Below are 23,294 nucleotides of genomic sequence, written 5' to 3' on the forward strand. Positions count from 1 at the left end.
GAACGGGAGGGAGGCACGGGCGGCGGAACTCCTGGCGCGAAGGGCGTGACGCTGGCGCGCCCAACCTAACCGATGCGGCAAGGAGGGACGTCTGGAATGAAAACAACGTTCCCTTGTCGTCGTGTTTCGGCGGTGTACCCAGGCTGCCTTGACACTCCCGGGGGCCGACAGTAAGCCAGCCGGGAACCCTCAGATGCTCTCGCGCGCCCACACCCTTGCCCGCCTCACCGCGATGCTGCTCGTCGCGCTCTGGGGTGCCCAGCCGCTGGGTCTGGCGCTGCACGTGGAGCAGCACGCGCACCGGTTCTGTCCGCAGCACCAGACGTTCGAAGAGGACGCGCGGCGCGCGAACCCCGCGCTGTCCCGCTTCTCCGAGCGCGCCCCCGTCGTCGCCTCCGTGCCGCCCGCCGTGGCGGACGCGACGGCCCTCAACCACGAGACGTGCCCGCTGCTCACGGCCGCCCCGCAGGTGGAGGCCCTCCAGGGTTCGGGCGTCGCTTCCGCTTCGGCGTGCGTGGAGAGCAATCACCCGGCCACCGCGCCGCCCCGTTCCTTCGCGCCGCTCGCCGTCCTCGACACCGCGCCCAAGGCCTCGCCTCCGACGCACGCGTAGTTCCGCGTGTCGTGTCGTGAAGCAGGTCATCAGGTCGACGGTCGTCGCGGGGTGCGCATGCGCATGCTCCACGGCCGGCCGGTTCCGAGGAGCCAACATCCGTGTCATCCCTTCCGCGCAGGCATCCCCGCGCCCTCGCCGTCGTGCTCGCAGCGCAGCTGTCCGCGAGCGCGGCGTGGGCCCAGCAGTCATCACCGCCCTCCACCGAGTCACCCCCACCTTCCGAGTCTCCCGCGCCCGCCGAGGACACTCCGGCGCTGAGCCCGGAGGAGATGGAGGAGATTGAGAAGGCGCTGGGCACGGACACGAGCACGCGCGCCCGTCCGTCCGGCGACACGTCCCCGGTGTCACCCACCGCGACGAACGACTCCGGCGTGACACCGCTCAAGCTGCCCAACGCCATCTCCAGCGGCACCAACTTCCTCAACCTGAGCTTCATCCTGGACATGGCCCTGGCGGCCTTCTCCAACAAGGAGCCCCTCCAGGGCGGCGCGCACGACCCGACGAAGAACGGCTTCAACCTCCAGCAGTTGGAGCTGTCCATCGGCTCCGTGGTGGACCCGTACTTCCGCTTCGACAGCAACCTCGTCTTCAGCCAGTTCGGCGTCGAGATTGAAGAGGCGTACGTCACCACGCTGGACCTGCCCCTCAACCTCCAGGTGCGCGCGGGCCAGTTCCTCACCCGCTTCGGCCGCATCAACGCCACGCACCCGCACGCGTGGGACTTCGTGGATCAGCCCTTCATCATGAGCCGCTACTTCGGCGCGGAGGGCAACCGCGGCCTGGGCGTGGAGGGCTCCTGGCTCACGCCGCTGCCCTGGTACGTGGAGGTGATTGGCAGCGCCACCGACGCCACGGGCGAGGCCACCGCGCGCAGCTTCTTCGGCGCCGCCGCCGAGCGCGTGCTGTCACCGCTGGATTTCCAGCTCACCGGCGCGGTGAAGCAGTTCTTCCCGCTGTCGGACGACCTGTCGCTGTTGTGGGGCCTGTCCGTCGCCACGGGCCCCAACCCCACGGGCTACCGCAACTACACCAGCATCTACGGCACGGACGTGTACCTGAAGTTCCGGCCCATCACGTCGCAGAGCTCGCAGCAGCTGGTGTTCCAGGCGGAGGTGCTCTACCGCCGCAGGCAGGTGCCGGAGGACGTGCTGTCCGACTGGGGCGGCTACGCGCAGACGGTGTGGCGCTTCTCCAACCGCTGGGCCACGGGCGTGCGCTACGAGTTCGGCTCGGCCGCGAAGACGCTGGAGGGCCGGGTGGCGAATGATCCGCTCGACCCCGAATGGATTTCCGACCGCCAGCGCATCACCGCGTCGGTGACGTTCTGGCCCACCGAGTTCTCCCGCCTGCGACTGCAGGCCGCCACGGACCGGGTGGGCTGGCGCGGGTCGCCGGACTACTCGGCCTTCCTCGCCCTTGAAGTCGTGACTGGCGCCCACGGTGCCCATGCGTTCTGACCTCTTCTTCCGGAGCCCTTCCATGCGTTCCCTTCGCCTGTTCGCGGCCCTGTGCGCCGCCGTCGTCAGCCTCACCGCCGTTCCCGCTCGCGCGGATTTGAAGGTCGTCGCCACCCTCCCGGACCTGGCCGCGCTGGCCAGGACCGTGGGCGGGGACAAGGTGGACGTCATCGCGCTCGCGCTGCCCACGCAGGACCCGCACTTCGTGGACGCCAAGCCGAACCTGGCGCTCGCGCTCAACCGCGCGGACCTGCTCATCGCCGCGGGCCTGGACCTGGAGATCGGCTGGCTGCCCACGCTCCAGATGGGCGCGCGCAACAACCGCATCCTGACGGGCAACGCGGGCTACCTGGACGCGTCGCGGTTCGTGAGCCTCCAGGAGATCCCCGCCGGGCAGGTGGACCGCAGCCAGGGCGACGTGCACCCCGGCGGCAACCCGCACTACCTCTATGATCCGCGGCAGGCACTCAAGGTGGCGGCCGCCATCGAAGCGCGCATGTCGCAGCTGGATGAGAAGAACGCCGCCACCTACAAGGCCAACCTCGCGAAGTTCACGCAGGAGCTGCAGGCGGCGCAGACGGGCTGGGAGAAGCGGCTCGCGGGCTTCAAGGGCGTGCCCGTCATCGCGTACCACCGCACGACGGCGTACCTGCAGGACTGGCTGGGCTTCAAGACCATCGCCTTCCTGGAGCCCAAGCCGGGCATCCCGCCGAACCCGTCCCACGTCGCGCAGGTGCTGGCGCAGGGCAAGGCCAACAAGGTGAAGCTGGTCCTCAAGGAGGACTACTACCCGGACAACATCGCGAAGCTCGTGGCGTCGAAGATTCCCGCCGCGCTCGTCACGCTGCCCGGCGGCACCGACTTCCGTTCCAGCCAGACGTACGTGCAGCGCCTGGAGTTGATGGTGGGCCGCCTGGAGCAGGGCCTCGCCGGGAAGGGGCAATGACGCCATGAAGCGCTTTCCAACCCAGGCGTGGTTGCTTCCCTTCGCGCTGCTGTCCGGGTGCGCGTTCGATGCGGGCGAGGGCTTCGCGGTGCTCGAGCCCTCCGTCCAGGCCGCGTACTCGCCGGTGTCCGGCCGCAATGCGGGTGATGGCTACCAGGCGCTCGCGTCCGACTTCCAGCTGCGCATGGACACCGGAACGGTGAGCCTGGGCAGCATCGACCTGATTGCCAGCTCCGGGGGCGGAGGCAGCACGACGTTCGACCCGTCCTCGCCACCGCCGGGCTACTCGCTGTGCCACAACGGGCACTGCCACAGCGACTCCGGGGCGCTCGTGGACTACGAGGACATCCAGGCGGAGCTGGGCGGCGGAGGCAGCACCACTGTCACCGTGGCCAACCTGCCGGTGGACGCGGAGCTGGACCTGCTGGCGCCCGCGACCCGCGACCTCACGTGCAAGCCCGCCTGCGAGCTGGGCAAGACGACGCTGTCCCGCGGACGCTGGGCCGTCACGGGTCTGCGGATGACGGGCAGCGTGCGCGATGGCCGCGTCCCGGCGCGCTTCGCGGGTGCCCTGCCCTTCCGCTTCACCGCGACGGTGACGGGCGCGGAGGCCACGCCGGTGGCGGTGCTCACCGGCGCGTTGGACGTGCCGTCCGACCGGGAGAATGAACCGCGCGTGGCGTTGGGCCTGAAGCTGGAGCTGACGCCGGCCCTCTTCGACGCGGTGGACTGGTCCGCCGCGACGGTGGGAGCGGATGGCGTGGTGGACCTGGACGCGCCCGCGAACGCGGCGGTGCGCACCGCGCTTTTGGAGAAGGTGGCGGCGCTGAGCCCCACCGCGGAGGTGAACCGTGGCTCACGGTGATCACGAGACGGAGCTGGACCGGGGCCACCGCGCCGCGGTGCCGGAGCCGGGCGAGCCGCTGCTGAAGTGCGAGCAGCTCGTCATCGGCTACGGGGGCAAGGACATCCTGCCGCCCATGGACCTGGTGGTGCGCCGCCACCAGTTCGTGGCGGTGGTGGGCCGCAACGGCTCTGGCAAGAGCACCTGGTTCAAGACGCTGCTGGGGCTGATTCCTCCGGTGTCCGGCCGCATCGCGCTGGGCGCGCCGCACATCCGCAGCGCGTACGTGCCGCAGATGTCCGCCATCGACTCGCTGTTGCCCGTGCACACGCGGGAGCTGACCGGGTGGGGACGGCTGTCCGGGTGGAACTTCCTCCGGCCCTTCCCCAACAAGACGGACCGCCAGAAGGTGGAGGCGGCACTCGATACGGCGGGCGCGCGCGGCATCGCGAAGCGGCCCTTCCGCGACCTGTCCGGCGGCGAGAAACAGCGCGCGCTGCTGGCGCGGGTCATCGCCACCGAGGCGGACGTGGTGCTGCTGGATGAGCCCACCGCCGCGATGGACGCGGTGGCGGAGAAGCAGACGATGCTGCGGCTGTGCGCGCTCGCGCATGACCGCGGCCTGGGCGTGGTGGTGGTGAGCCACGACCTGTCCGTCGCCGCCGAGCACGCCGACGTCATCCTCTTCGTGGACCGTGAGCACCGCTGCTTCGTCATGGGCGATGCGCGCACCGTGTTCTGCCATCCCGCCTTCCGCCGCCAGTACGGCGACGACTACTGCCACACCGCGCCCCAGGGACCCCACCGTGGAAACAACCCTGCTTGAGCCCTCGAAGTGGGAACAGTTCCAGGCGGGCTGGGAGCTGTTCCGTGACCCCATCCTCTGCGCGCTCATCGCCGGGTGCGTGCTGGGCTTCCTCAGCGTCTACGTGGTGCTGCGGCGCATGGTGTTCGTCAGCGCGGCGGTGACGAACACCGCGGGCCTGGGCGTGGCCCTGGCCTTCTTCGCGGAGATCCACCTGGGCGTGCACGTGGACCCACTGGTGGGCGCGGTGGTGCTGTCCGTCGCGGCCACGCTGCTCCTGATGATTGAACCCGCGCGGCTGCGGCTGTCACGGGAGAGCCTGCTGGGGTGCGCGTTCGCCTTCGCGGGCGGCGCGGCCATCCTGGTGGGTGACCGCATCGCGCAGGAGGCGCACGACATCCAGGGCATCCTCTTCGGCACCGCGGTGCTGGTGACGCCGGATCAACTCCAGGCGGTGGCGGTGGCCGGCGGGGTGCTGATGGTGCTGCACCTGTGGTGGTTCCGGGGCATCGCCTTCGTGAGCTTCGACCGCATTGGCGCCACCGTGCAGGGGCTGCCGGTGAAGCTGCTGGACACGGTGTTGATGGTGTCCATCGGCATCATGGTGGGCGTGTGCGCGCGGGCCCTGGGCGCCCTGCCCGTCTTCGCGTTCTCCACGCTGTCGGCCATCGCCGCGCTGGTGCTGGACCTGCGGCTGCCGTGGACGTTCTTCACGGCGACCGTGCTGGGCGGCATCGCGGGCGCGGGCGGATACCTGTTCGCGTACTTCTACGACTTCCCGGTGGGCGGTTCGCAGACCGTCCTGTCCGGGGTGCTGGTGCTGCTGATGATGCTCGTGCGCCTGGTGCGCGAGCCCTTCAAGAGCAGGGCGTAAGCGGTGGGCCGCCGTCGTCCCTGCTTCAGCGGACGGCGGCGGACACCTTCTTGAACTCGGGCGTGCCCGCGCGGCCCAGCATGTCGAACAGGGCCGACTCCACGGTGAGGATGCGCGCGCCCGCGTCGCGGCACAGCTCCAGTCCCACGCGGCGGTCCTCCTCCGAGCGCGACAGCACCGCGTCCGCGAGCAGGCACGGCTCCCGGCCGCTTTCCGCCAGGTCGCGCGCCGTCTGGAAGACGCAGATGTGCGTCTCCATGCCGGTGATGAGCACCTGCTTGCGGTCCCCCAGCACGGAGAGCACATCCGGCGTGGCGGCGGAGAACTCCATCTTCTCCAGCGGCTTGAACTCACCCAGGCGCAGCTTGAGCAGCGAGTGCGTGCGGCCCAGGCCCTGCGGGTACTGCTCCGTGACGATGACGGGCAGGCCCAGGGCCCGCGCGCCCTCCACCGCAGCGCCCGTGCGCGCGAGCATGCGGTCCAGGGCGTCGCGGTCCATCGCGGCGCACAGGCGCTCCTGGATGTCGACGACGAGCAGCGCGGCCTGCTCGGGCTTCAGGCGGAACGACGGCATGGGGCGGCTCCTTGGAGGATGACCCCTAGTGACGCGAAGGCCGCGCCTGCGTCAAGCGCGGCGGCGTGCGGGCTCAGGCCCCGTGAACGGTCCAGGGCGCTCCTCCACCCCGGGGGACGGGCGCGGTGTCCACCGAGGCCACGTCTGGCACCCGACGGAGCGCCGTGCGGCCGCGGTGGCCCCGGGCCGCGAAGCCCCGTGCGCGTTGCAGGCCCGGCAGGTGCGGATCCGCGTCGCGCCACAGGTCCAGCACCACGGCGAAGTCGTGCTCCGCCTCGGACATGCACTCGCAGGCGACGTGGGCCTCCGCGACCAGGAGCATGCAGTGGCCGCAGCCGGGCCGCTCCCCTGCACGCTCCAGCGCCAGCTCCAGGGCCTTCTCCTCGCGGCCGGAGCGCAGCCGGACACGGGCCAATGTCTCACGGGGCGGCCGGCAGAAGAGCGCGGGGCCCACGGGACGCAGGCGGCGCTCCAATCGCAGCGCCCGCGTGAGCGCGGCCTCCGCCCGGCCGGAGTCTCCCCGGCGCGCATCCAGCGTGCCCCGTAGCTCCTGCGCGGCGACCTCCACCGTGCGCGCCACGTCGCGAGCGCATAGGGCGCGGCCCTCGGAGCGCGGCGCTTCCGACAGGGTGTTCACCAGTGCATCCAAGGTGCCGCACGCGCGCTCCACGTCGCCCAGCCGTCCCGTCTCCAGCGCACAGACGCCCTTCGCGTACAGGCGCACGGCGTCACGCAGTCCCGCCTCCGCGATGGTGGCCGCGTCTCCCAGCTCCATGGGGACCTCCGCCGCCGCCCGGCTGAAACCGAAGCGCAGGTGCGCGGCGACGAGCGTGGTGGCGGCGAAGAGCACCGCCTGCGGCTGGCCTCCTGAAGCCTCCACGCGCTGCCGCAGCCTGCGCGCCCAGGCCTGCGCTCCCCGGTACTGCCCCACTTCCACGCAGCCTTCGCTGAGCAGGCGCAGAGCGGTGTCCGCGCTCGGCGCCACGTCGAGGGGCAGCGACTCGCGCGCGAGATACGCGTCATCCGCCGTCACCGCTGACTCGAGGATGCGGTTCGCCTCCACCGCCTTGCCCACGCGCAGCAACAGGCGTCCGGCGGCGAGCAGCGCGGGGCTTCCCGCGGGCACGAGTGACGGGAGCAACTCCGCGCTCTCCAACGCCGTCTCCGGCCGGGCGCTGGGCAGCCATGCCTGCACCCAGGCCACGTGCACGCCCGCGTGGTTCGGGTGCGTGCGCAACAGGTCGCGTAAAATCAGCTGCGCGTACGGCTGTCCCTGTCCGGGGCGCCCGTCGGACTCGTACCCGTCCAGAAGGAAGCCCGCGAGCAGCAGGCGCGGCTCGGGCTCCTGGGGGAAGCGGTCGATGAGGCACTCCATCTCCCGCACGAAGGCATGTCTGCCATTGGCGGGGCCCTTGTCCGCGAGGAGGCTGGCCGCGACGACCAACCGCTGCTCCATGTCGGTGGTGCCCTCCGCCAGGGTCAGCGCCTTGCGGATGGCCTCCGCGCGGTCCGCGGCGAAGCGCTGCCCCACGCCCCGGGCGAGCGCGAGCCCCCACCACGCCATGGCGAGGGATGGATCCTGTCGCGCGGCCTCCGCGAAGGCGCGCCGGGCCTCCAGCGCCCAGCCCAGGTGCAGCAGGCGCAGGCCCTGATTGAAGTACGCCTGCGCCAGGGGAACCTGCGTCGTCACCTGGAGGTGTGTGTCTCCCAACCCGTCCTGGAGCGGCGGCGTGGGAAGGGCTTCGTCCGGCAGGTCCTCCCACGCGACGTGGGAGTGGACCGACGGGGCATCGGCTCGGAACAGACGTGCCAGCATGGTGTCCTCCTCACGCTCCGGTCATCGGAGCGGCATGGTGTTGCACGGAGGCATCGGTCGCGCGCACTCGCACGGCCAGCCGCCTCCAGGCGGTCGACAACTCTTCGGCGGGGATGGGAGACGCCTTGCGCCGCGCCGCCAGGCACTCGCGCCGCCAGGCCAGGCCCACGTCGCGGGCCACCCACGCCTCGTACTCCGCGAGCCAGTCCGCCAGCCGCGCGAGTCCCGCCCGCGCCGCCCTGCGCTCTGGCCCCGTGGTCGCGGCGCGCCGGACGCCCACGTCCTCCACCCGGAAGGCCGTGCCGCGCGCTTCGTCCACCCACCGGGGAACGAAGCCATCACGCGGCACGAAGATGGCGGCGCCGCACGACTCGCACAGCGCGCCGAAGCCCCACAGCGTGAGGCGCCCCCCGTCCAGGAGCTGCCCCTGGTACGCGCTCTGTCCCTCCACGCCCGGCGGACGCGCTTCACGCACCAGCCCGCGCCGGAGCAGCACGTTGCCGTCCGGGCAACGCACGTCCTGGCCCAGGCACCACATGGCCACGTCGAACAGACGGTCGCCGTCGCGGCGCACGTCGCAGGGAAGCAGGGAACCGGCACTGCCAGAAGAGACCTTGGACATGGGGCGCCTCGGGCTTCATTGGAAAGAGAGGAACCGGGGGTCAGTCGTGGGCGTGGTCGTGCTCGCCCGACTCCTCGATGACGAGTGACACCGAGGACAGCGTCGAAGGCCCGAAGGTGAGCGTGTGCGTGCCCACGGTGAGCGGCACGACGTGGCGGCCCTTGATGTCCGTGCAGAGCGAGGAGCTGGTGGCGCTCTCCTCGAACTCCACGGCCACACCCCTGCTGTTGGTGACCGTCACCGGGACCGGGGCGCTCATGTAGAGGACGTAGTCGGTGGCCTCGGAGACGGCGAAGGACACCGCGCCGCCCTTGCCGCCAGCGATGTCCACCAGCGCGATGTCGTAGCGCTTGTGGTCATTGCTCACGGCCGGGCCCATGCCGCTGACAGCGGCGGTGACGGCGGCGGCGGGGCCTTCCTGCAGGTGCTCGCAGCCCTCCTCGTCGGCGTGGGCTTCCTCTTCATCACCACCGCAACCGGCGGCGAGGAGGGCGGTGGACAGCAGCAGGGCGGACAGAAGCTTCTTCATGATGGGGACTCCAGGGACACGGGGATGGACTGCGGGAACTCCAGCCGCACGGGCCGCACGCGCACCGCTCCTCAAGAGGCGCGACCGCGAAGGAACGAACGGGACTGGAAGGAGGGACCGCGGCACGAAGCGCGCACCCGTGCACGTGGCCGGAGGTGCCATGCGCGTGCGGCGGATCCGTTCAGCGAACGGGAACGCGCACGCCCTGGACTCCGGTGGCCACGGCGCACCCCGGCCCACGAAGACACGGGGGCCAGGACGGCGGGCTACGGCGGCGGAAGACTCAAGCGCGCGGCGGCGACGACTTGGGCGCGAGCCTCAACAGCGCGACGGGTGCCGCGTGGAAGCGGAACACCGCCAGCGCGGGGCTGGAGCGCGTGGAGACCGCGGCCATGACGGGCGCGGTCTCGGCCGGAGGCGGTGCCTCACGGCGGAGGAAGGCGTGGTGGCAGTGAGCCTCACCACCGTGGGGCGTGGCCTTCGACACCGGCGCCCGGGCCACGCGCGCGTCGTCGAAGGAGAGCGCCTCCTCCAACGGGCCGTCGTGGGACGACGCGTCGCTCACGTGCATCACGTCCCCGTGCTCCAGGCACGTGGTGTGCTGCACGAGCGCGAAGTGGAGCACGCTGCCCACGTACACCAGCACGCACACGAGCACCCACGGCAGCGCCAGCAGGCGCGGCAGGGAGCGACTCGTGCTGAGGTGGCGTCGGAGGCGGCTCACGTCGACTCGGTCTCGAAAAGCAACTCAGTTGTTTTTAAGCGACCTCCCTGCCCGGTGCAAGCCGGGATGCCCTGGCCCGGGGCCGGAGGGCGAGGTGGCGGACACAGGGAACAGCGGCGGGATCCGCGGGTTGTGGACCCACGAGCCCCTGGGGTCGTAGGTTCCGCGCGTGCACGAGCTCATGGATGTCCTGCGCAGGCAGGCACACTATTTCGGACCGGAGCTGGCGAAGACCGCCTACCAGCGCGGCCTCGCGGTGACGAAGCAGGATGGCAGCACCCAGCCCATCCCCATCACCGCCACGCCGGTCATCCTGGACGCCGAGGAGATCAAACGCCGCTCGCTCCTGTCCGCGAAGCTGGCCTCCGCCACGATGAAGATGGCGCGCGCCATCCTGGGTGGCCCTGACGCGGAGCTGCTGCTGGGCGCGCTGTCGCCGCTGGAGCGCAGCCTGGCGCAAGGCACCTGGGAGGCGAGCCGCAAGCTCGCCACCACGCGCGTGGACTACTTCGTGTCCGGAGGCCGGCCCTGGGCGCTGGAGGTGAACGCCACCATCCCGGCCATGCAGGGCTATTCGGACATCGCGGCGCGCACCTTCATCGAAGTGGTGGCGCGACACGTGCGCTATCCGGAGAAGGCGCTCGCGTCGCTGCTCACGCTCAACGGCAACAACGCGCTGGCGCTCTACCGCGCGCTGCTGGACGGCTACGCGGCCGAACGCAACGGCCAGATGCCCGACACGGTGGCGCTGCTCTGCCGCAAGAATGACGCGCAGATCACGGAGCTGCGCTGGCTGTGCGAGCGCTTCCGCGAGTTCGGCGCGGACGCGGACGTGGTGCATCCGGAGGATGTGTCCGGCGACGACGCCTTCACGGTGAACGGCAAGAAGTATGACCTGGTCTACCGCCACCTCTTCGTGCGCCGGCTGGAGCAGAACCCCGCCCCCTGGGTGGAGGACTTCCTCTCCGTCGTCCCGGGCAAGAAGGCCGTGTTCTTGAACCCGCCCGCCTCGCAGGTGGAGGTGAAGGCGACGTTCGCGCTCCTGTCGCAGGCGGTGACGGACGCGGCGCTGGCGGAGCGCGCGGGCCTCTCACCGGAGGAGCTGGAGGCGGTGCGCGAGTCGGTGCCGTGGACGCGCCCCTTCCGCCACGGTCCCGGCGTGGATCCGGACGGCGCACAGGTGGACGACATCGTGGCCCGCGTGGCCCGGGAGCCCGCGCGCTTCGTGCTCAAGCGCTCGTGGGACTACGGCGGCAAGGCCGTCTTCCTCGGCCGCTCCGTGGGCACGGTGCCCTACGAGGAGCGCGTGAAGGGCGCCTACGGCGAGTCCAAGACGTGGGAGCAGCTGTGCGAGCGCGCCGCGACGGATGCGCAGGGCGGCTTCGTGGTGCAGGAGGTGGTGGACACTCAGCCGGAGGAGCACCTGCTCTGCGGGACGAACCAGGTGCTGCCCACGTCCTTCTTCGTGGATTACTCGGCGTATGCGTCTGTTGGGCTCGCGAAGCAGCCCGCGTGGGGCGGGGTGTGCCGTGGGTCCATGTCGGAGATCGTCAACATCGTGGGTGGCGGTGGCGTGCTACCCCTCATCACGACAGAAGTCGCTTCGAAGCTTTTGCTGGCCTGGAAGGCCCTTTAAGGCGTCCTCCAAGGGTCCTCGTTAAAGAGAGGCCGGGACTGAAGCGGTCCCCGGCCCGAAAGGAAACGAAACACATGGCGTGGGAATCTTCAGGTGGCTGGCAGGGCGGGCGGGCGAGCGCGGTGGACGACGTCCTGGTGCAGGAGTCGCAGCGCGCGTTCATGTCGCGCGTGCACGGCTGGATGTTCGCGGGCCTGGCGCTCACCGGCGTGATGGCGATGGTGACGCTGGCCAATGAGGCGCTGCTCCGCGTGGCGGTGCAGAACCGGATGGCCCTGTTCCTGGTGCAGTTGGGCGTGGTGTTCGGCCTGTCCATCCTGGCGCCCCGGCTGTCCGGCCCGGTAGCCGCGGTCATGTTCGCGGGCTACGCGGCGCTCACCGGCGTGACGATGTCGGTCATCTTCCTCATCTACACGGCCAGCTCCATCGGCCAGGTGTTCTTCATCACCGCCGCGACCTACGGCGCGATGGCGGTCTACGGCACCGTCACGAAGAAGGACCTGAGCGGCTGGGGCACGTTCCTCTTCATGGGGCTCATCGGCATCGTCATCGCCAGCGTGGTGAACTTCTTCATCAAGAGCAGCGCCGTGTCGTTCGTGATGGCCTGCGCGGGCGTGCTCGTGTTCGCGGGCCTCACCGCCTACGACGTGCAGAAGCTGCGCGAGTACCACGCGGGCACGGGCTTCAAGAGCGCGACCGCGGTGAGCATCGTGGGCGCGCTCACCCTCTACCTGGACTTCATCAACCTGTTCCTGTCGCTGCTGCGCCTGCTGGGCAACCGCCGCGACTAGCTCCAGGCGGTAGGATTCAACGTGGTTCCCCAGGGCGGGGCGCGAGGCGGGAAACCGCCTTCAGCGCTCCGCCTTCTTGTTGAAGGGCATCAGCAGCCGCTCCACGGGGCGCCCCTGCACCAGGTGCTCCTCCACGATGGTGGGCACGTCCTCCACCTTCACGCCGCCGTACCAGGTGCCCTCCGGGTAGACGACCACGGAGACGCCGAAGGCGCACGTGTCCACGCAGCCCGCCGCGTTGGCGCGCATGCTGCGCTTGAGGCCGCGCTTGTCGAGCTCCTCCTTGAAGGCCGCCCGCACCTCCTCGCCTCCCTTGGTGGCGCAGCACCCCTTGGGGTTGCCGTCCGGGCGACGGTTGGTGCAGACGAAGACGTGGCGTTCGAAGGGAGGCGGCATGGTCCGCCTCCTAACGCGCCCGGGCGGCGAAATCGACGCCGCCGTTCGGCAGGCGACCGTCCAGGCCCACCCCGCCCGGTCCTGATGTCGCCGGGCCGCTGGAGCGCCCCTACGCCCGGCGCACGGACTGCCAGCAAACATCCGTCAGTGATCACAAGCGCTTGGACAGGCGCCCTTCCCCGCCTGTCCGATTTCGCATGGTCATGGCCATACATTGCCAGCCACAACAGGCGTTGCGAGTCACAGGCGGGGTTCCTAGATCCAACTTGAGGTAGCTGTTCAGCCACCCAACGCCCACACCAAATACAGTGTGTATGCGAGGACCTGATACTAGATATAGGGGAATGGGCGATGTTGACGGACCCCACCAGCGATCATATTGATCCGCCCGCCCGGCGGGTGGGCAGTCAGGCCCGGGCCCGGATTCCAGGGGTGGACCCTCTGGCTTCTGCCCATCCCGGACCATCCCAACGCTGCCGTCCCCGTACCTGGAAGTGATCATCGGATCCCCTGGGATCTCGCGGCGTTGGCTATTTTGCAAATTTTGCATCAGCACTCTCAGTGGATTTGGAGGCGGGCGTCATGGAGAAGGAACTGAGCGGGAAGCCGGTGGTGGGGGGCAGGGAGCCGCGGCGCGGCGGCCGTGCGAAGGGCAAGGCCGCGGTGTCCTCCACGGGGCTGAGCGTGGAGCGCTTCTTCACGACGCCCGGGGTGGATCCGGCGGACGAGCTGGCGTGGGAGCACCGCAGCGCGAGCATCAAGGGCGAGGACGGCAAGGTCGTCTTCGATCAGAAGGACATCGAGGTCCCCCGCTCCTGGTCGATGCTGGCGACGAACGTCGTGGCGTCGAAGTACTTCCGGGGCACGCCCGGCACGCCCGAGCGTGAGACGAGCGTGCGCAAGCTGGTGGCGCGCGTGGTGGACACCCTCACCCGCTGGGGCGAGGACGGGCACTACTTCGCGTCGGCGGTGGACCGCGAGGCGTTCCACGCGGAGCTGACGCATCTGCTGCTGCGCCAGAAGGCGGCGTTCAACTCGCCCGTCTGGTTCAACGTGGGCGTGGAGGAGCACCCGCAGTGTTCGGCGTGCTTCATCAACAGCGTGGACGACAACATGGAGTCCATCCTGGGGCTGGCGCGCACGGAGGGCATGCTCTTCAAGTACGGCAGCGGCACGGGCTCCAACCTGTCCAGCATCCGCGGCAGCAAGGAGCTGCTGGCGGGCGGCGGCACCGCGTCCGGCCCGGTGTCGTTCATGCGCGGCTTCGACGCGTTCGCGGGCGTCATCAAGAGCGGCGGCAAGACGCGGCGCGCGGCGAAGATGGTCATCCTCAACGCCGGGCACCCGGACATCCTCGAGTTCATCCGCTGCAAGTCGAACGAGGAGAAGAAGGCCTGGGCGCTGATCGAGGCGGGCTACGACCCGTCCTTCAACGGCGAGGCCTACGGGTCGGTGTACTTCCAGAACTCCAACAACTCCGTGCGCGTCACCGACGACTTCATGAAGGCGGTGGTGAACGACGGCCCGTGGCAGACGCGCGCGGTGCGCGACGGCCAGGTGATGGAGACCTACAAGGCCCGTGAGCTGTTCCGTGAGATCGCGGAGGCGGCGCACCTGTGCGGCGATCCGGGCCTCCAGTACGACACCACGGTGAACGCGTGGCACACGTGCTCCGGCACGGCGCGCATCAACGCGTCCAACCCCTGCTCCGAGTACATGTTCCTGGATGACTCGGCCTGCAACCTGGCGTCGCTGAACCTGATGCACTTCCGCACGCTGGAGGGGGGCTTCGACGTGGCCGCCTTCAAGCACGCGGTGAACGTGGTGCTGCTGGCGCAGGAGATCATCGTCGGCTTCAGCCGCTACCCCACCGAGCGCATCGCGAAGAACAGCCACGACTACCGTCCGCTGGGCCTGGGCTACGCGAACCTGGGCGCGCTGCTGATGGCGTCCGGCCTGCCCTACGACTCGGCCGCGGGCCGCAACCTGGCGGGGGCGATTACCTCTCTGATGTGCGGCGAGGCGTACGCGATGAGCGCGCGCATCGCGGAGAAGCAGGGCGCTTTCGCGGGCTACGGCAACAACGCGGAGCCCATGCTCGGCGTCATCCGCAAGCACCGCAAGGCGGCGTACCAGCTGCCCGTGGACGGCGTGAGCGCGGAGCTGCACGCGGCGCAGAAGGAGGCGTGGGACGACGCGCTGGCGCGCGGCACGGAGCACGGCTACCGCAACAGCCAGGTGACGGTGCTGGCGCCCACGGGGACCATCGGCTTCATGATGGACTGCGACACCACGGGCATCGAGCCGGACATCGCGCTGATCAAGTACAAGAAGCTGGTCGGCGGCGGCATGTTGAAGATCGTCAACCAGACGGTGCCGCTGGCGCTGGAGAAGCTGGGCTACCCGCAGACGCAGGCGCAGGACATCATCGCGTACCTGGACAAGCACGACACCATCGAGGGCGCTCCGCACCTGAAGCCGGAGCACCTGCCGGTGTTCGACTGCGCGTTCAAGCCGTCCAAGGGCCAGCGCAGCATCCACTGGATGGGCCACATCGAGATGATGTCCGCGGCGCAGCCGTTCCTCTCCGGCGCCATCTCCAAGACGGTGAACCTGCCGAATGACGCCTCGGTGGAGGACATCGAGAAGGCATACATCGAGGCGTGGCGCAGCGGGCTGAAGGCCGTGGCGGTGTACCGCGACGGGTGCAAGCGCACGCAGCCGCTCAACACGTCGCAGGACAAGGCCCCCGAGAAGGCTCCGGAATCCCGCCGCGTGGTGGCGGAGCCCGCCCCCGCCGTGACGCCGGAGCCCAAGGCGCTGCGTCGCCGGCTGCCGGACGAGCGTCAGTCCATCACGCACAAGTTCTCCATCGGCGGCCACGAGGGCTACCTGACGGTGGGCATGTACGAGGACGGCAAGCCGGGCGAGCTCTTCGTCGTGATGGCGAAGGAGGGCTCGGTGGTGAGCGGCCTGATGGACAGCTTCGCCACCAGCGTGTCGTTGGCGCTCCAGTACGGCGTGCCGCTGCAGGTGCTGGCGGACAAGTTCTGCCACACCCGCTACGAGCCGAGCGGCTTCACGGGCAACCCGGCCATCCCCATCGCCAAGTCCATCACCGACTACATCTTCCGGTGGCTGTCGTTGAAGTTCCTGCCTACGGAGCCCTGCGCGGACGACGTGGAGGTGACGCCGGTGGAGGAGGCCCGTCCGGAGCCGGTGACGCAGGCGGCGGTGCCGGCCCAGGTGGGGACGCTGCAGCTGTCAGCGATGAACTCGCGCAGCACGTACCTGAACCAGGCGGACGCCCCGCCCTGCCACCAGTGCGGCGCCATCACCGTGCGCAGCGGCGCCTGCTACAAGTGCACGAACTGCGGCACGACGACGGGCTGCAGCTGAGCGCGCGTCGGTCTTGAGCTGAAGTGAGAAAGGGCTCCGGGGCTTCAAGCTCCGGAGCCCTTCGTGTTTCAGGGGAAGCGATGGAGGCGGGTGCAGATCTCCACGGCCCGGTCCGCGATGCGGCCCAGTTCCTCCAGCATGGCGACCTCCAGGGGCGAGGGGCCGTGCTCGGCGACGAAGAAGGCCACGGGCTGGCCGCGCGCGTGCAGCGGGAAGACGAGCAGGTGGGATTCGGACTCGCCGCACAGCGCGGAGAAGATGGCCTCGTCCTGAGGCACCTGCGGGGCGCTGAAGACGCTGGGGCTGGGGCCGTTCAGGGCGGAGGTGAAGAGGGACGGCGCGTCCAGGTCCACCTTGAGCGCGGTGACCTCCGGACGGTCGCTGCCCGGACCCCAGGCACGGCCCACGCGCGCGAGCCCGAAGCTGTCCCCCAGGAGGAACGCCCGGCGGAAGCGGCCCGCGCTGTAGGCCAGCAGTACCTTGCCGACCATGCCCTGCGAGTCCGCCGTGTCGAGCGCGGAGAGGACCTGTTCCGCGGAGACGGCGGGACCGTGCGTCGGCGTGTCGGTGGACGCGCTGGCGGCGGCGAGCAGGGCCTGGGCGGGATCGACCTGCTCGGAGTCCTGCGGCTGCCACGGCTGCTGCATGAACTCCCACGCGGAGACCAGGGCCACGCCGTCCTCGGCCGCAGCGGGCGCGGCGGCGGGGACGTCCAGGTCCACGACGCGGTCCGCCCAGGTGGTCTCCGGATTGTGGCCCACGGAGCCCTCCCCTTCCCCGCCGCCCTGCCAGCCCACGAACTCCCAAGTGGAGGCGAGCTGCATGGGTTCCTCGGTGGAGGTGGGCAGGTCGTCGAGCGCGATGGGCGTCCGGTCGCGGACCGGCGCCGGAGGAGCGGCCACGAGGCGCGGCATCGGCAGGGTCACGGGCTCTTCAGCGGGCGTCGGCGTGGCGACGTCCGAGTGGGAGACGAGGGCGACCTCGAACTCCGGGGGGACTTCGGCTCGATGATCCTCGGTGGGCGCGGGGCTGGGGGCCTCCGCCGGAGGAGCGGTGCTCACGGAGTCGGACTTCGGTGCGGCGGCGACCTGCCAGGACTCGGCCTCCGAAGACGCGGAGGGCTTCTGCGAGTCTCCCGCCAGGCTGAACTCGAGCGCGTCGGCCTCGGCGTCCAGCGTGGCTGGGGCTGCGGCAATGACAGACGCCTCCGGAACGTTCGCTTCAGGCGAAGGCGTCGTGGAGACGGACGACTCCTCAGGGAGGCTCTCCGGCTTCGAGGATTCGACGGCGACGGCCGCTTCCGGGACGGCCGCGAGCTCCGTCGCCTCCAACAGCCCGCCATCCTTCGGGGCGTCAGGCGTGGTGATGGATTCCTGCGCGGGTGATCCCTTCGCGCCAGCCGTGGCTGCGTCAGGCGCGGCGTCCCAGACGGGTTCCGCCTCGGGAATGGGCTGGGGCTCGTGGGGCTCGGCGGCCATCAAGCCTGCGACTTCGAGCACGCCCGTGGCTTCGGGGGCCTGAGGCGCGTGCGGCTCGGCGGACATCAAGCCTGCGACTTCGAGCGCGCCCGTGGCTTCGGCGGCCTGGGCCCGTTGTGGTTCGGCGGCCATCACCGCTTCGACTTCGAGCACGCCCGTGGATTCGGCGACCGGCGCCTCGTGTGGCTCGGCGGCCATCACCGCTTCGACGTCGAGCACGCCTGTGGCTTCGGCGACCAGCGCCTCGTGTGGCTCGGCAGCCATCACCGCTTCGACTTCGAGGACGTCCGTGGCTTCGGCGGCGTGCGGCTCGGCGGAAATCACGTCCTCGACTTCGAAAACGTCCGTGGCTTCGGCGGCGTGCGGCTCGGCGGAAATCACATCTTCGACTTCGAGGACGTCCGAGGCTTCGGTGGCCTGGGCTTTCTGAGGCTCGACGGACATCACCGCATCGACTTCGAGGACGTCCGAGGCTTCGGTGGCCTGGGCCTTCTGAGGCTCGACGGACATCACCGCATCGACTTCGAGGACGTCCGAGGCTTCGGCAACCCGCGCCTCGTGTGGCTCGGCGGAAATCACGTCCTCGACGTCGAGGATGTCCGCGGCCTCCGCAGCGGTCGCCGCCGGCAGCTCCGCGGACACGGCGTCCACGTCTTCGAGGATGCCGTCGGAGAGATCATCCCCGGTCAGGATCGCCGCGGACTCGGACGCCTTCTCGGGAGCGGCCGCGACAGGTGCAACGTCGAGCGGCTCGGGACTCGGACTGACGTCGGCGTCGGCGAGAAGCTCGGCGTCCAGCACCAGCCCGGACAACGACGGACTCGGGGCGGGCGTGGCGATGGCGGCGTCTGCCTTCGCATTCAACGGTGCATCCGCGACGTCCGCGGCCACCGGCTTCGCGGGAGCGGCAACAGTGAATGCATCGCCCCACTCACCTCCGAGGTCCGGTACCAAACCACTGGCTACCGGGACTTCCTCGACGGAGGCCACCGCCGGAGCCACGGCCGCCGTGATGGTTCGAGTCACTCCGGAAGGACGTCGAGCCGCTGGGGGCTGGACTCCACCGGAAGGCCGCTCCATGACAGGAATTGAGGCACCCGCCACGTCCTGGGGAATCCCTGCCAGCGCAGACCCCGCAACTGGCGAAGCCTGGGCCGTTCGCGCAGCAGCTGGAGCGAGGCCCACGGAGGCGCTCGTTTCCCCAGACAGCCCTTGAGGCGCAATGGCAGGCACACTGCCTTGAGCGGCATTCGCTGCCCCAGACAGGCCTTGGGCTCCATTCGCCGGACCAGACATCCCGTGAGCTGTCGCGGGCGACAGCACATTCGTCGCGCCCTGGGCCATCGCGGCCGGAGGTACGGCGACAGCACCTGGACGAGGCGGCGGAACGAACGCCGGAGCGCCGAGAGGAGGCACGGCGACACCCGGTGCGCCAGCAGCCACCGAAGGCACGACTCCAGAGGGTGGCCCCTGCCGCGGCGGCGCACCCGGAGGAGGCGGCTGGACGGGACGTCCCTGCACGGCATTCGGCGGCATGGCGCCCGGAGGCCCCATCGGACGCGCACCCGGAGGAGTCCCAACACCGGGAACCCCAGGCGCGGTCGGAGGACGCTGCCCCGGAGGAACAGGCCCCGCGCCACCTGGAGTCATCATCACCGGCGCGGGCATGCCCGGCGGAGGCCGAGGCGCCGCTCCCGGCGGCATGCCCGGAGCTCCCGGCGGAGGCCCCGCGCGGACCATCCCCGGCGGCATCGGTGCCCCCGGAGGCCCCACGGGTCGCGGCCCCGGCACACCAGGAGCGGCGGGACGCATGCCCGGAGGCGGCGTCTTCGGCACAGCGGGGATCCCCGTCGCGGAAGGCCGAGCCGCCGGAGGCACGGGCCCGCCCCGTCCAATCATCCCGGGTGGCTGCCCCCCCGGCGGAGGCGCCACACGCGGAGGCATTCCCGCACCTGGAGGAACCGCTCCAGGCACAACGCCCATCGGCGCAGCCCCAGGTGGAGCAACTCCCGGAGCCACCGGCATCCCCGGAGCCGCCGACGGAAGCCCACCCGCCGCACCCTGCCGGGCCACCAAGCCCGGAGGCTGTGCCGCCAATCGCGGCGGCGCGGCCGGAGGACTCCCACCGGGCCGAGCCGCCTCAATGACAGGCGGAGCCCGCACCGGCTCGCCCATCACGATGTCCGGAAGCTCCTCGCCGATGATGGCCGCGTCGGCGATGTCCGCGTCGGCCTCGGAGTCCTCCGAGTCATCACTGAGGAACTGTCCGGGCGCGAGCCCGCCGAACATCCCCGCGACCTCGGGCTCCGCGCGCACGGGCGCGGGCGGAGGCGGCACGGCCGGCGGAGGCACGACCACCGGCGCCGCCATGGCCACAGGGGCGACAGGAGCCACCGCCGCCATGGATACCGAACGCCGCGCGGGCAGCGGAATGGCCGGCTTCAGTGGGCGCGTCGGCCGGTCGATGTCGTAGCGCTTGCTCAGGTAGTGGAAGAGCCGCAGCTCCGGCACCACGTACGGGACGATGCGCATGCCGGTGATGAACCCGAGCGCATCCGTGGTCTGCAGATCCAACGGGTTGGCCATCGCGACCTTCAGCCGCCGGCCCTCCACCGCGAGCGGGAACGCCTGGTGCTTCTCCGCCTGATCCGCGTTGAGCAGCTTCAGCGTCGCGTCCGTGACGGCGTCGAAGTCCGCCTCCATCGCGACGGGCAACCGGGTCAGCTCGCCCAGCACCATGCCCACCGTCTCGATGTCGAGGAACCCCAGCTCCACGAGCCGGGAGCCCAACCGGCCTCCATGCACGAGCTGAGCGCTCATGCCCTGGTCGAGCTGCGCCTGCGTCAGGAGGCCCTTGCGGACCAGCGTCAATCCCAGCTTGTCGCCCATGTCGGCCCGCAGTCTAAACGGCTTCGCGGTGCCAAAGAGAGGGTGCGCACGAATACGACCTGCGCACCCGTCCTGCTCGCCTGCCCGGTGGCGCCCGGGTCAGTACGCGTTCTTCGACAGGAAGCCACCCAGCGCGGTGCGCAGGAGGATCTTCAGGTCCATCAGGAGCGACCAGTTCTCGATGTAGTACAGGTCGTACTCGATGCGCTTCTGGATGGACGTCTGGCCGCGCAGGCCGTTGATCTGCGCCCAGCCGGTGATGCCGGCCTTCACCTTGTGACGCAGGTGGTAGCGCGGAATCTGGCGCTTGAACTCCTCGATGAAGACGGGCCGCTCCGGACGCGGGCCCACGAGGCTCATGTCGCCCCGGAGCACGTTGAAGAACTGGGGCAGCTCATCCAGCGAGTACTTGCGCAGGAACGTGCCCACCGGCGTGCGGCGCGCGTCCACCGCGCTGGCCATGGTGGCGCCCTGGACCTCCGCGTCCACGCGCATGGTGCGGAACTTGAGGATGGCGAAGGTCCGCCCGTCCATGCCCATCCGCTCCTGGCGGTAGAGGATGGGGCCCTTGCTGGTGAGGCGCACCAGCAGGGCGGTGAACACCATCATCGGCGCGCTGACGGCGATGGCCACCAGGGAGAAGAGCACGTCGAACACGCGCTTGGCCACGCGGCTCCAGCCGTCCATGGGGTCGCCCTGGAGGCTGATGATGGGCAGGCCGCCGAACTCCTCCAGGCCGCCGTACAGGGTGATGTACTGGTACAGGTCCGGCACCACCTTGACGTCCACGGTGCGCAGCGCCAGCTGCTCCATCAGCGGCTTCACGCGCGCCTGGTCCTCCAGCGGCACGGCGATGATGACCTGATCCACGGGGTGGGCATCCAGGTAGGACTCCACCTCGCCCACGTGGCCCACCACGCGCACGCCGCCCACCCACTGGCCGACCTTCTCCTCCTTCAGCGCCAGCACGCCCGTCACGCGGAAGCCCAGCTCGCGGTGGCTCTCCACGGTCTCGATGGTGCGCAGCCCCAGCTCCTCCTCGCCGATGACGAGGATGGACTTGAGGTTGTAGCCGCGCCGGCGCACCTCGCTGAGCAGGTGGCGCATGACCATGCGCGACAGCGCGATGAGCGTGAAGGCGTAGACGACGAAGATGGCCAGCGTCAGGCGCGAGTAGCGCTCGCGGATGAAGTACGTCACCGCCACCAGGACGAGCGTCGCGGTGATGGTGGCCTTGAAGAGCTCGAACAGCTCCCCCATGTGCGAGCGCGCGCGGTTGGTCGCGTACAGCCGCGCCCGCTGGAACGTCATCGGGAAGATGACCAGCACCATCACCAGGGAGACGAACGTCTCACCCGGGGGCGGGACGCCCTCCGTGATGGGGAACACGCCGCTGAAGCGGGTGAAGTACGCGAGCACGAACGCCACCCCGAGCATCCCCGCGTCGGCGGCGACCTTGATGGACGTGTAGAAGCGCTGCAGGCGACCAAACACCGCGGTGACTCCTGACGGGGGACGAGGACCGTCCGTCGGATGCAAGACACGCACCCTGAGCCCCGGGAGCCCTCAAGCGCCCGGGCCCCTCCCCCGGCGCGGCGTCCTATCACGTGTTTTTCCGTGAAACCAAGGGGTTGCACCGGAGGGCAGCGGACACAAGACGTCCCGCCGGGCAGGCAGGCCTCGGGAAACTGGGGACGGCGTGGACAGCGTTGTCACACCGTTGGGGAGGACGGGGACATGCCGAGCAGGGCCTCCACCTCCGCCTGGATGGCCTGCTGGAAGCGGGCGCGGCTGAAGCGCTCGGCCTGGGCGCGGGCGTCCTCCGGCCGGAAGGACTGCTCCCAGGCGTCGAACTGGCGCACGGCGGCGGCGAGGGACGCGGGGGTCTGCTCCGGGAAGAAGAGGCCCGTCTTCGAGGTGACGGTCTCCAGGGAGCCGCCCTTGCCGAAGGCGATGACGGGGCGGCCGGTGGCCTGGGCCTCCAGGGGGGTGATGCCGAAGTCCTCCTCGGGGGTGAAGAGGAGCGCGCGGGCGTCGCGGTAGAGGGCGGGGAGCGCGCTGTCGGGCACGTTGCCGAGGAACCGGATGTGGGGCGGAAGTGGCCCCGACGTGAGGCGCGAGGCCTCCTGCCCCGTGCCCACGACCCACAGAGGCGTGTCCAGGGTGCGGAAGGCCTCCAGGGCGACGTCCAGGCGCTTGTAGGGGGCGAAGGCTCCGAGCCACAGGAAGTAGCCGCCCTGTCCTCCCCCTTCGAGCGGCACCTGGGTGAAGCGTTCGAGCTCCACGGGGGGCGGGACGACGGAGGCGTCGCGGTCCCAGAAGCGGCGGATCTTCCCGGCGATGTGCTGGGAGTTGGCGACGATGCGGTCCACGCGCTGGGTGGAGGTGCGGTCCCAGTGTTGGAGGTAGGGGCGCACGGCGAGGGCGGCGGCGCGCACGGGGAGGCGGGTGCGGCCGGGGCCGAAGTACTCGTCGAACAGGTCCCACATGTACCGCATGGGAGCGTGGACGTAGCTCAGGTGGGGCACGCCGGGAGGCGCGTGGATGCCCTTGGCGACGCAGTGGCTGGAGGACAGGACGAGGTCGTAGTCGCCGGTGATGCGCAGGGCTTCGATGGCGCGGGGGAACAGCGGCAGGAAGTGCCGGTAGCGCGAGTGGATGCCCGGGATGTGCTGGAGGAACGACGTGGTGATGCGCCGGTCCTCGATGCGCGGGGACTGGCTGCCCGGCTGGTGGATGAGGGTGTAGAGGTCCGCGCTGGGGAACAGTTCGCAGAGGGCGTCGAGGACGCGTTCTCCGCCGCGGTGGGTGACGAGCCAGTCGTGGACGAGGGCGACCTTCACGGGAGGGGCTTCTAGCACTGGCGCGGCGGTGCGGGGGGAAGGCGGCGTGTGGTAG

Annotated in this window: 18 protein-coding genes; 9 read left to right on the plus strand and 9 right to left on the minus strand. The window is 70.4% G+C overall.

What is annotated here, in order from left to right; genetic code table 11:
• Positions 1 to 193 precede the first annotated feature (193 nt).
• The 6 genes from D7Y15_RS12145 to D7Y15_RS12170 all read left to right on the plus strand — a co-directional run bounded on the left by D7Y15_RS12145 (position 194) and on the right by D7Y15_RS12170 (position 5,542).
• A complete protein-coding gene (locus D7Y15_RS12145; RefSeq protein WP_120578126.1) occupies positions 194 to 613 on the plus strand; it encodes a hypothetical protein in 420 nt (139 codons plus the stop codon).
• Positions 614 to 714: 101 nt separating this feature from the next.
• Complete coding sequence (locus tag D7Y15_RS12150) at positions 715 to 2,073, plus strand: zinc-regulated TonB-dependent outer membrane receptor (RefSeq protein WP_121752655.1); 1,359 nt, start codon at positions 715 to 717, stop codon at positions 2,071 to 2,073.
• A 22-nt stretch (positions 2,074 to 2,095) separates the two neighbouring features.
• On the plus strand, positions 2,096 to 3,019 hold the full coding sequence (locus D7Y15_RS12155; RefSeq protein ID WP_120578140.1) for a metal ABC transporter solute-binding protein, Zn/Mn family: 924 nt from the start codon (positions 2,096 to 2,098) through the stop codon (positions 3,017 to 3,019).
• Positions 3,020 to 3,023: 4 nt separating this feature from the next.
• Positions 3,024 to 3,884: a hypothetical protein gene (locus tag D7Y15_RS12160; RefSeq protein WP_121752656.1), complete on the plus strand. Its 861-nt coding sequence runs from the start codon at positions 3,024 to 3,026 to the stop codon at positions 3,882 to 3,884.
• Positions 3,871 to 4,689, plus strand: coding sequence for a metal ABC transporter ATP-binding protein (locus D7Y15_RS12165; protein WP_169820902.1), 819 nt, complete (start codon positions 3,871 to 3,873; stop codon positions 4,687 to 4,689). Before D7Y15_RS12160 ends, D7Y15_RS12165 begins: the two co-directional genes overlap by 14 nt.
• Positions 4,670 to 5,542 carry a metal ABC transporter permease gene (locus D7Y15_RS12170; protein ID WP_120578129.1) on the plus strand — a complete coding sequence of 291 codons (873 nt, stop codon included), beginning with the start codon at positions 4,670 to 4,672 and terminating at the stop codon, positions 5,540 to 5,542. The genes D7Y15_RS12165 and D7Y15_RS12170 overlap by 20 nt, the downstream gene beginning before the upstream one ends.
• Positions 5,543 to 5,567: 25 nt before the next feature.
• Here the strand turns inward: D7Y15_RS12170 and D7Y15_RS12175 are convergent, their stop codons facing one another.
• From D7Y15_RS12175 to D7Y15_RS12195, 5 genes are all read right to left on the minus strand, one after another.
• Positions 5,568 to 6,116: an isochorismatase family protein gene (locus D7Y15_RS12175; protein ID WP_120578130.1), complete on the minus strand. Its 549-nt coding sequence runs from the start codon at positions 6,114 to 6,116 to the stop codon at positions 5,568 to 5,570.
• 73 nt (positions 6,117 to 6,189) lie between these two features.
• A complete protein-coding gene (locus D7Y15_RS12180) occupies positions 6,190 to 7,932 on the minus strand; it encodes a hypothetical protein (protein ID WP_121752657.1) in 1,743 nt (580 codons plus the stop codon).
• A 10-nt stretch (positions 7,933 to 7,942) separates the two neighbouring features.
• A complete protein-coding gene (locus tag D7Y15_RS12185) occupies positions 7,943 to 8,554 on the minus strand; it encodes a hypothetical protein (RefSeq protein WP_121752658.1) in 612 nt (203 codons plus the stop codon).
• Positions 8,555 to 8,594: 40 nt separating this feature from the next.
• Positions 8,595 to 9,086 carry a hypothetical protein gene (locus D7Y15_RS12190; protein ID WP_121752676.1) on the minus strand — a complete coding sequence of 164 codons (492 nt, stop codon included), beginning with the start codon at positions 9,084 to 9,086 and terminating at the stop codon, positions 8,595 to 8,597.
• Positions 9,087 to 9,366: 280 nt separating this feature from the next.
• Positions 9,367 to 9,807 (minus strand): hypothetical protein, encoded by a 441-nt coding sequence (locus tag D7Y15_RS12195; protein ID WP_233604909.1) that lies wholly within the window; start codon positions 9,805 to 9,807, stop codon positions 9,367 to 9,369.
• Between the two features lie 169 nt (positions 9,808 to 9,976).
• Between D7Y15_RS12195 and D7Y15_RS12200 the strand changes: the two genes are divergently transcribed.
• Positions 9,977 to 11,443, plus strand: a complete 1,467-nt coding sequence (locus D7Y15_RS12200) for a hypothetical protein (protein WP_120578133.1) — start codon at positions 9,977 to 9,979, stop codon at positions 11,441 to 11,443.
• A 74-nt stretch (positions 11,444 to 11,517) separates the two neighbouring features.
• A complete protein-coding gene (locus tag D7Y15_RS12205; protein ID WP_121752659.1) occupies positions 11,518 to 12,234 on the plus strand; it encodes a Bax inhibitor-1/YccA family protein in 717 nt (238 codons plus the stop codon).
• A gap of 60 nt (positions 12,235 to 12,294) precedes the next feature.
• Here the strand turns inward: D7Y15_RS12205 and D7Y15_RS12210 are convergent, their stop codons facing one another.
• Positions 12,295 to 12,630 (minus strand): ferredoxin, encoded by a 336-nt coding sequence (locus D7Y15_RS12210; protein ID WP_120558865.1) that lies wholly within the window; start codon positions 12,628 to 12,630, stop codon positions 12,295 to 12,297.
• Positions 12,631 to 13,212: 582 nt separating this feature from the next.
• On the opposite strand from D7Y15_RS12210, the gene D7Y15_RS12215 reads away from it, so the two are divergent.
• Positions 13,213 to 16,029, plus strand: coding sequence for a vitamin B12-dependent ribonucleotide reductase (locus D7Y15_RS12215; RefSeq protein WP_121752660.1), 2,817 nt, complete (start codon positions 13,213 to 13,215; stop codon positions 16,027 to 16,029).
• A gap of 68 nt (positions 16,030 to 16,097) precedes the next feature.
• Here the strand turns inward: D7Y15_RS12215 and D7Y15_RS12220 are convergent, their stop codons facing one another.
• The 3 genes from D7Y15_RS12220 to D7Y15_RS12230 form a co-directional block, all read right to left on the minus strand.
• On the minus strand, positions 16,098 to 20,396 hold the full coding sequence (locus tag D7Y15_RS12220; RefSeq protein WP_121752661.1) for a hypothetical protein: 4,299 nt from the start codon (positions 20,394 to 20,396) through the stop codon (positions 16,098 to 16,100).
• 99 nt (positions 20,397 to 20,495) lie between these two features.
• Positions 20,496 to 21,890 (minus strand): undecaprenyl-phosphate glucose phosphotransferase, encoded by a 1,395-nt coding sequence (locus tag D7Y15_RS12225; protein WP_121752662.1) that lies wholly within the window; start codon positions 21,888 to 21,890, stop codon positions 20,496 to 20,498.
• 218 nt (positions 21,891 to 22,108) lie between these two features.
• Entirely contained in the window at positions 22,109 to 23,239 is a 1,131-nt protein-coding gene (locus D7Y15_RS12230) for a glycosyltransferase (protein WP_121752663.1), read from the minus strand.
• Positions 23,240 to 23,294 lie beyond the last annotated feature (55 nt).

The organism is Corallococcus sp. AB030, from assembly GCF_003668965.1.
Lineage (GTDB): Bacteria > Myxococcota > Myxococcia > Myxococcales > Myxococcaceae > Corallococcus > Corallococcus exiguus.

Coding starts and splice junctions, on each gene's coding strand:
- D7Y15_RS12145 (WP_120578126.1), top strand. CDS start 194: ATGCTCTCGCGCGCCCACACCCTTGCCCGCCTCACCGCGATGCTGCTC.
- D7Y15_RS12155 (WP_120578140.1), top strand. CDS start 2,096: ATGCGTTCCCTTCGCCTGTTCGCGGCCCTGTGCGCCGCCGTCGTCAGC.
- D7Y15_RS12160 (WP_121752656.1), top strand. CDS start 3,024: ATGAAGCGCTTTCCAACCCAGGCGTGGTTGCTTCCCTTCGCGCTGCTG.
- D7Y15_RS12175 (WP_120578130.1), bottom strand. CDS start 6,116: ATGCCGTCGTTCCGCCTGAAGCCCGAGCAGGCCGCGCTGCTCGTCGTC.
- D7Y15_RS12180 (WP_121752657.1), bottom strand. CDS start 7,932: ATGCTGGCACGTCTGTTCCGAGCCGATGCCCCGTCGGTCCACTCCCAC.
- D7Y15_RS12185 (WP_121752658.1), bottom strand. CDS start 8,554: ATGTCCAAGGTCTCTTCTGGCAGTGCCGGTTCCCTGCTTCCCTGCGAC.
- D7Y15_RS12205 (WP_121752659.1), top strand. CDS start 11,518: ATGGCGTGGGAATCTTCAGGTGGCTGGCAGGGCGGGCGGGCGAGCGCG.
- D7Y15_RS12210 (WP_120558865.1), bottom strand. CDS start 12,630: ATGCCGCCTCCCTTCGAACGCCACGTCTTCGTCTGCACCAACCGTCGC.
- D7Y15_RS12215 (WP_121752660.1), top strand. CDS start 13,213: ATGGAGAAGGAACTGAGCGGGAAGCCGGTGGTGGGGGGCAGGGAGCCG.
- D7Y15_RS12220 (WP_121752661.1), bottom strand. CDS start 20,396: ATGGGCGACAAGCTGGGATTGACGCTGGTCCGCAAGGGCCTCCTGACG.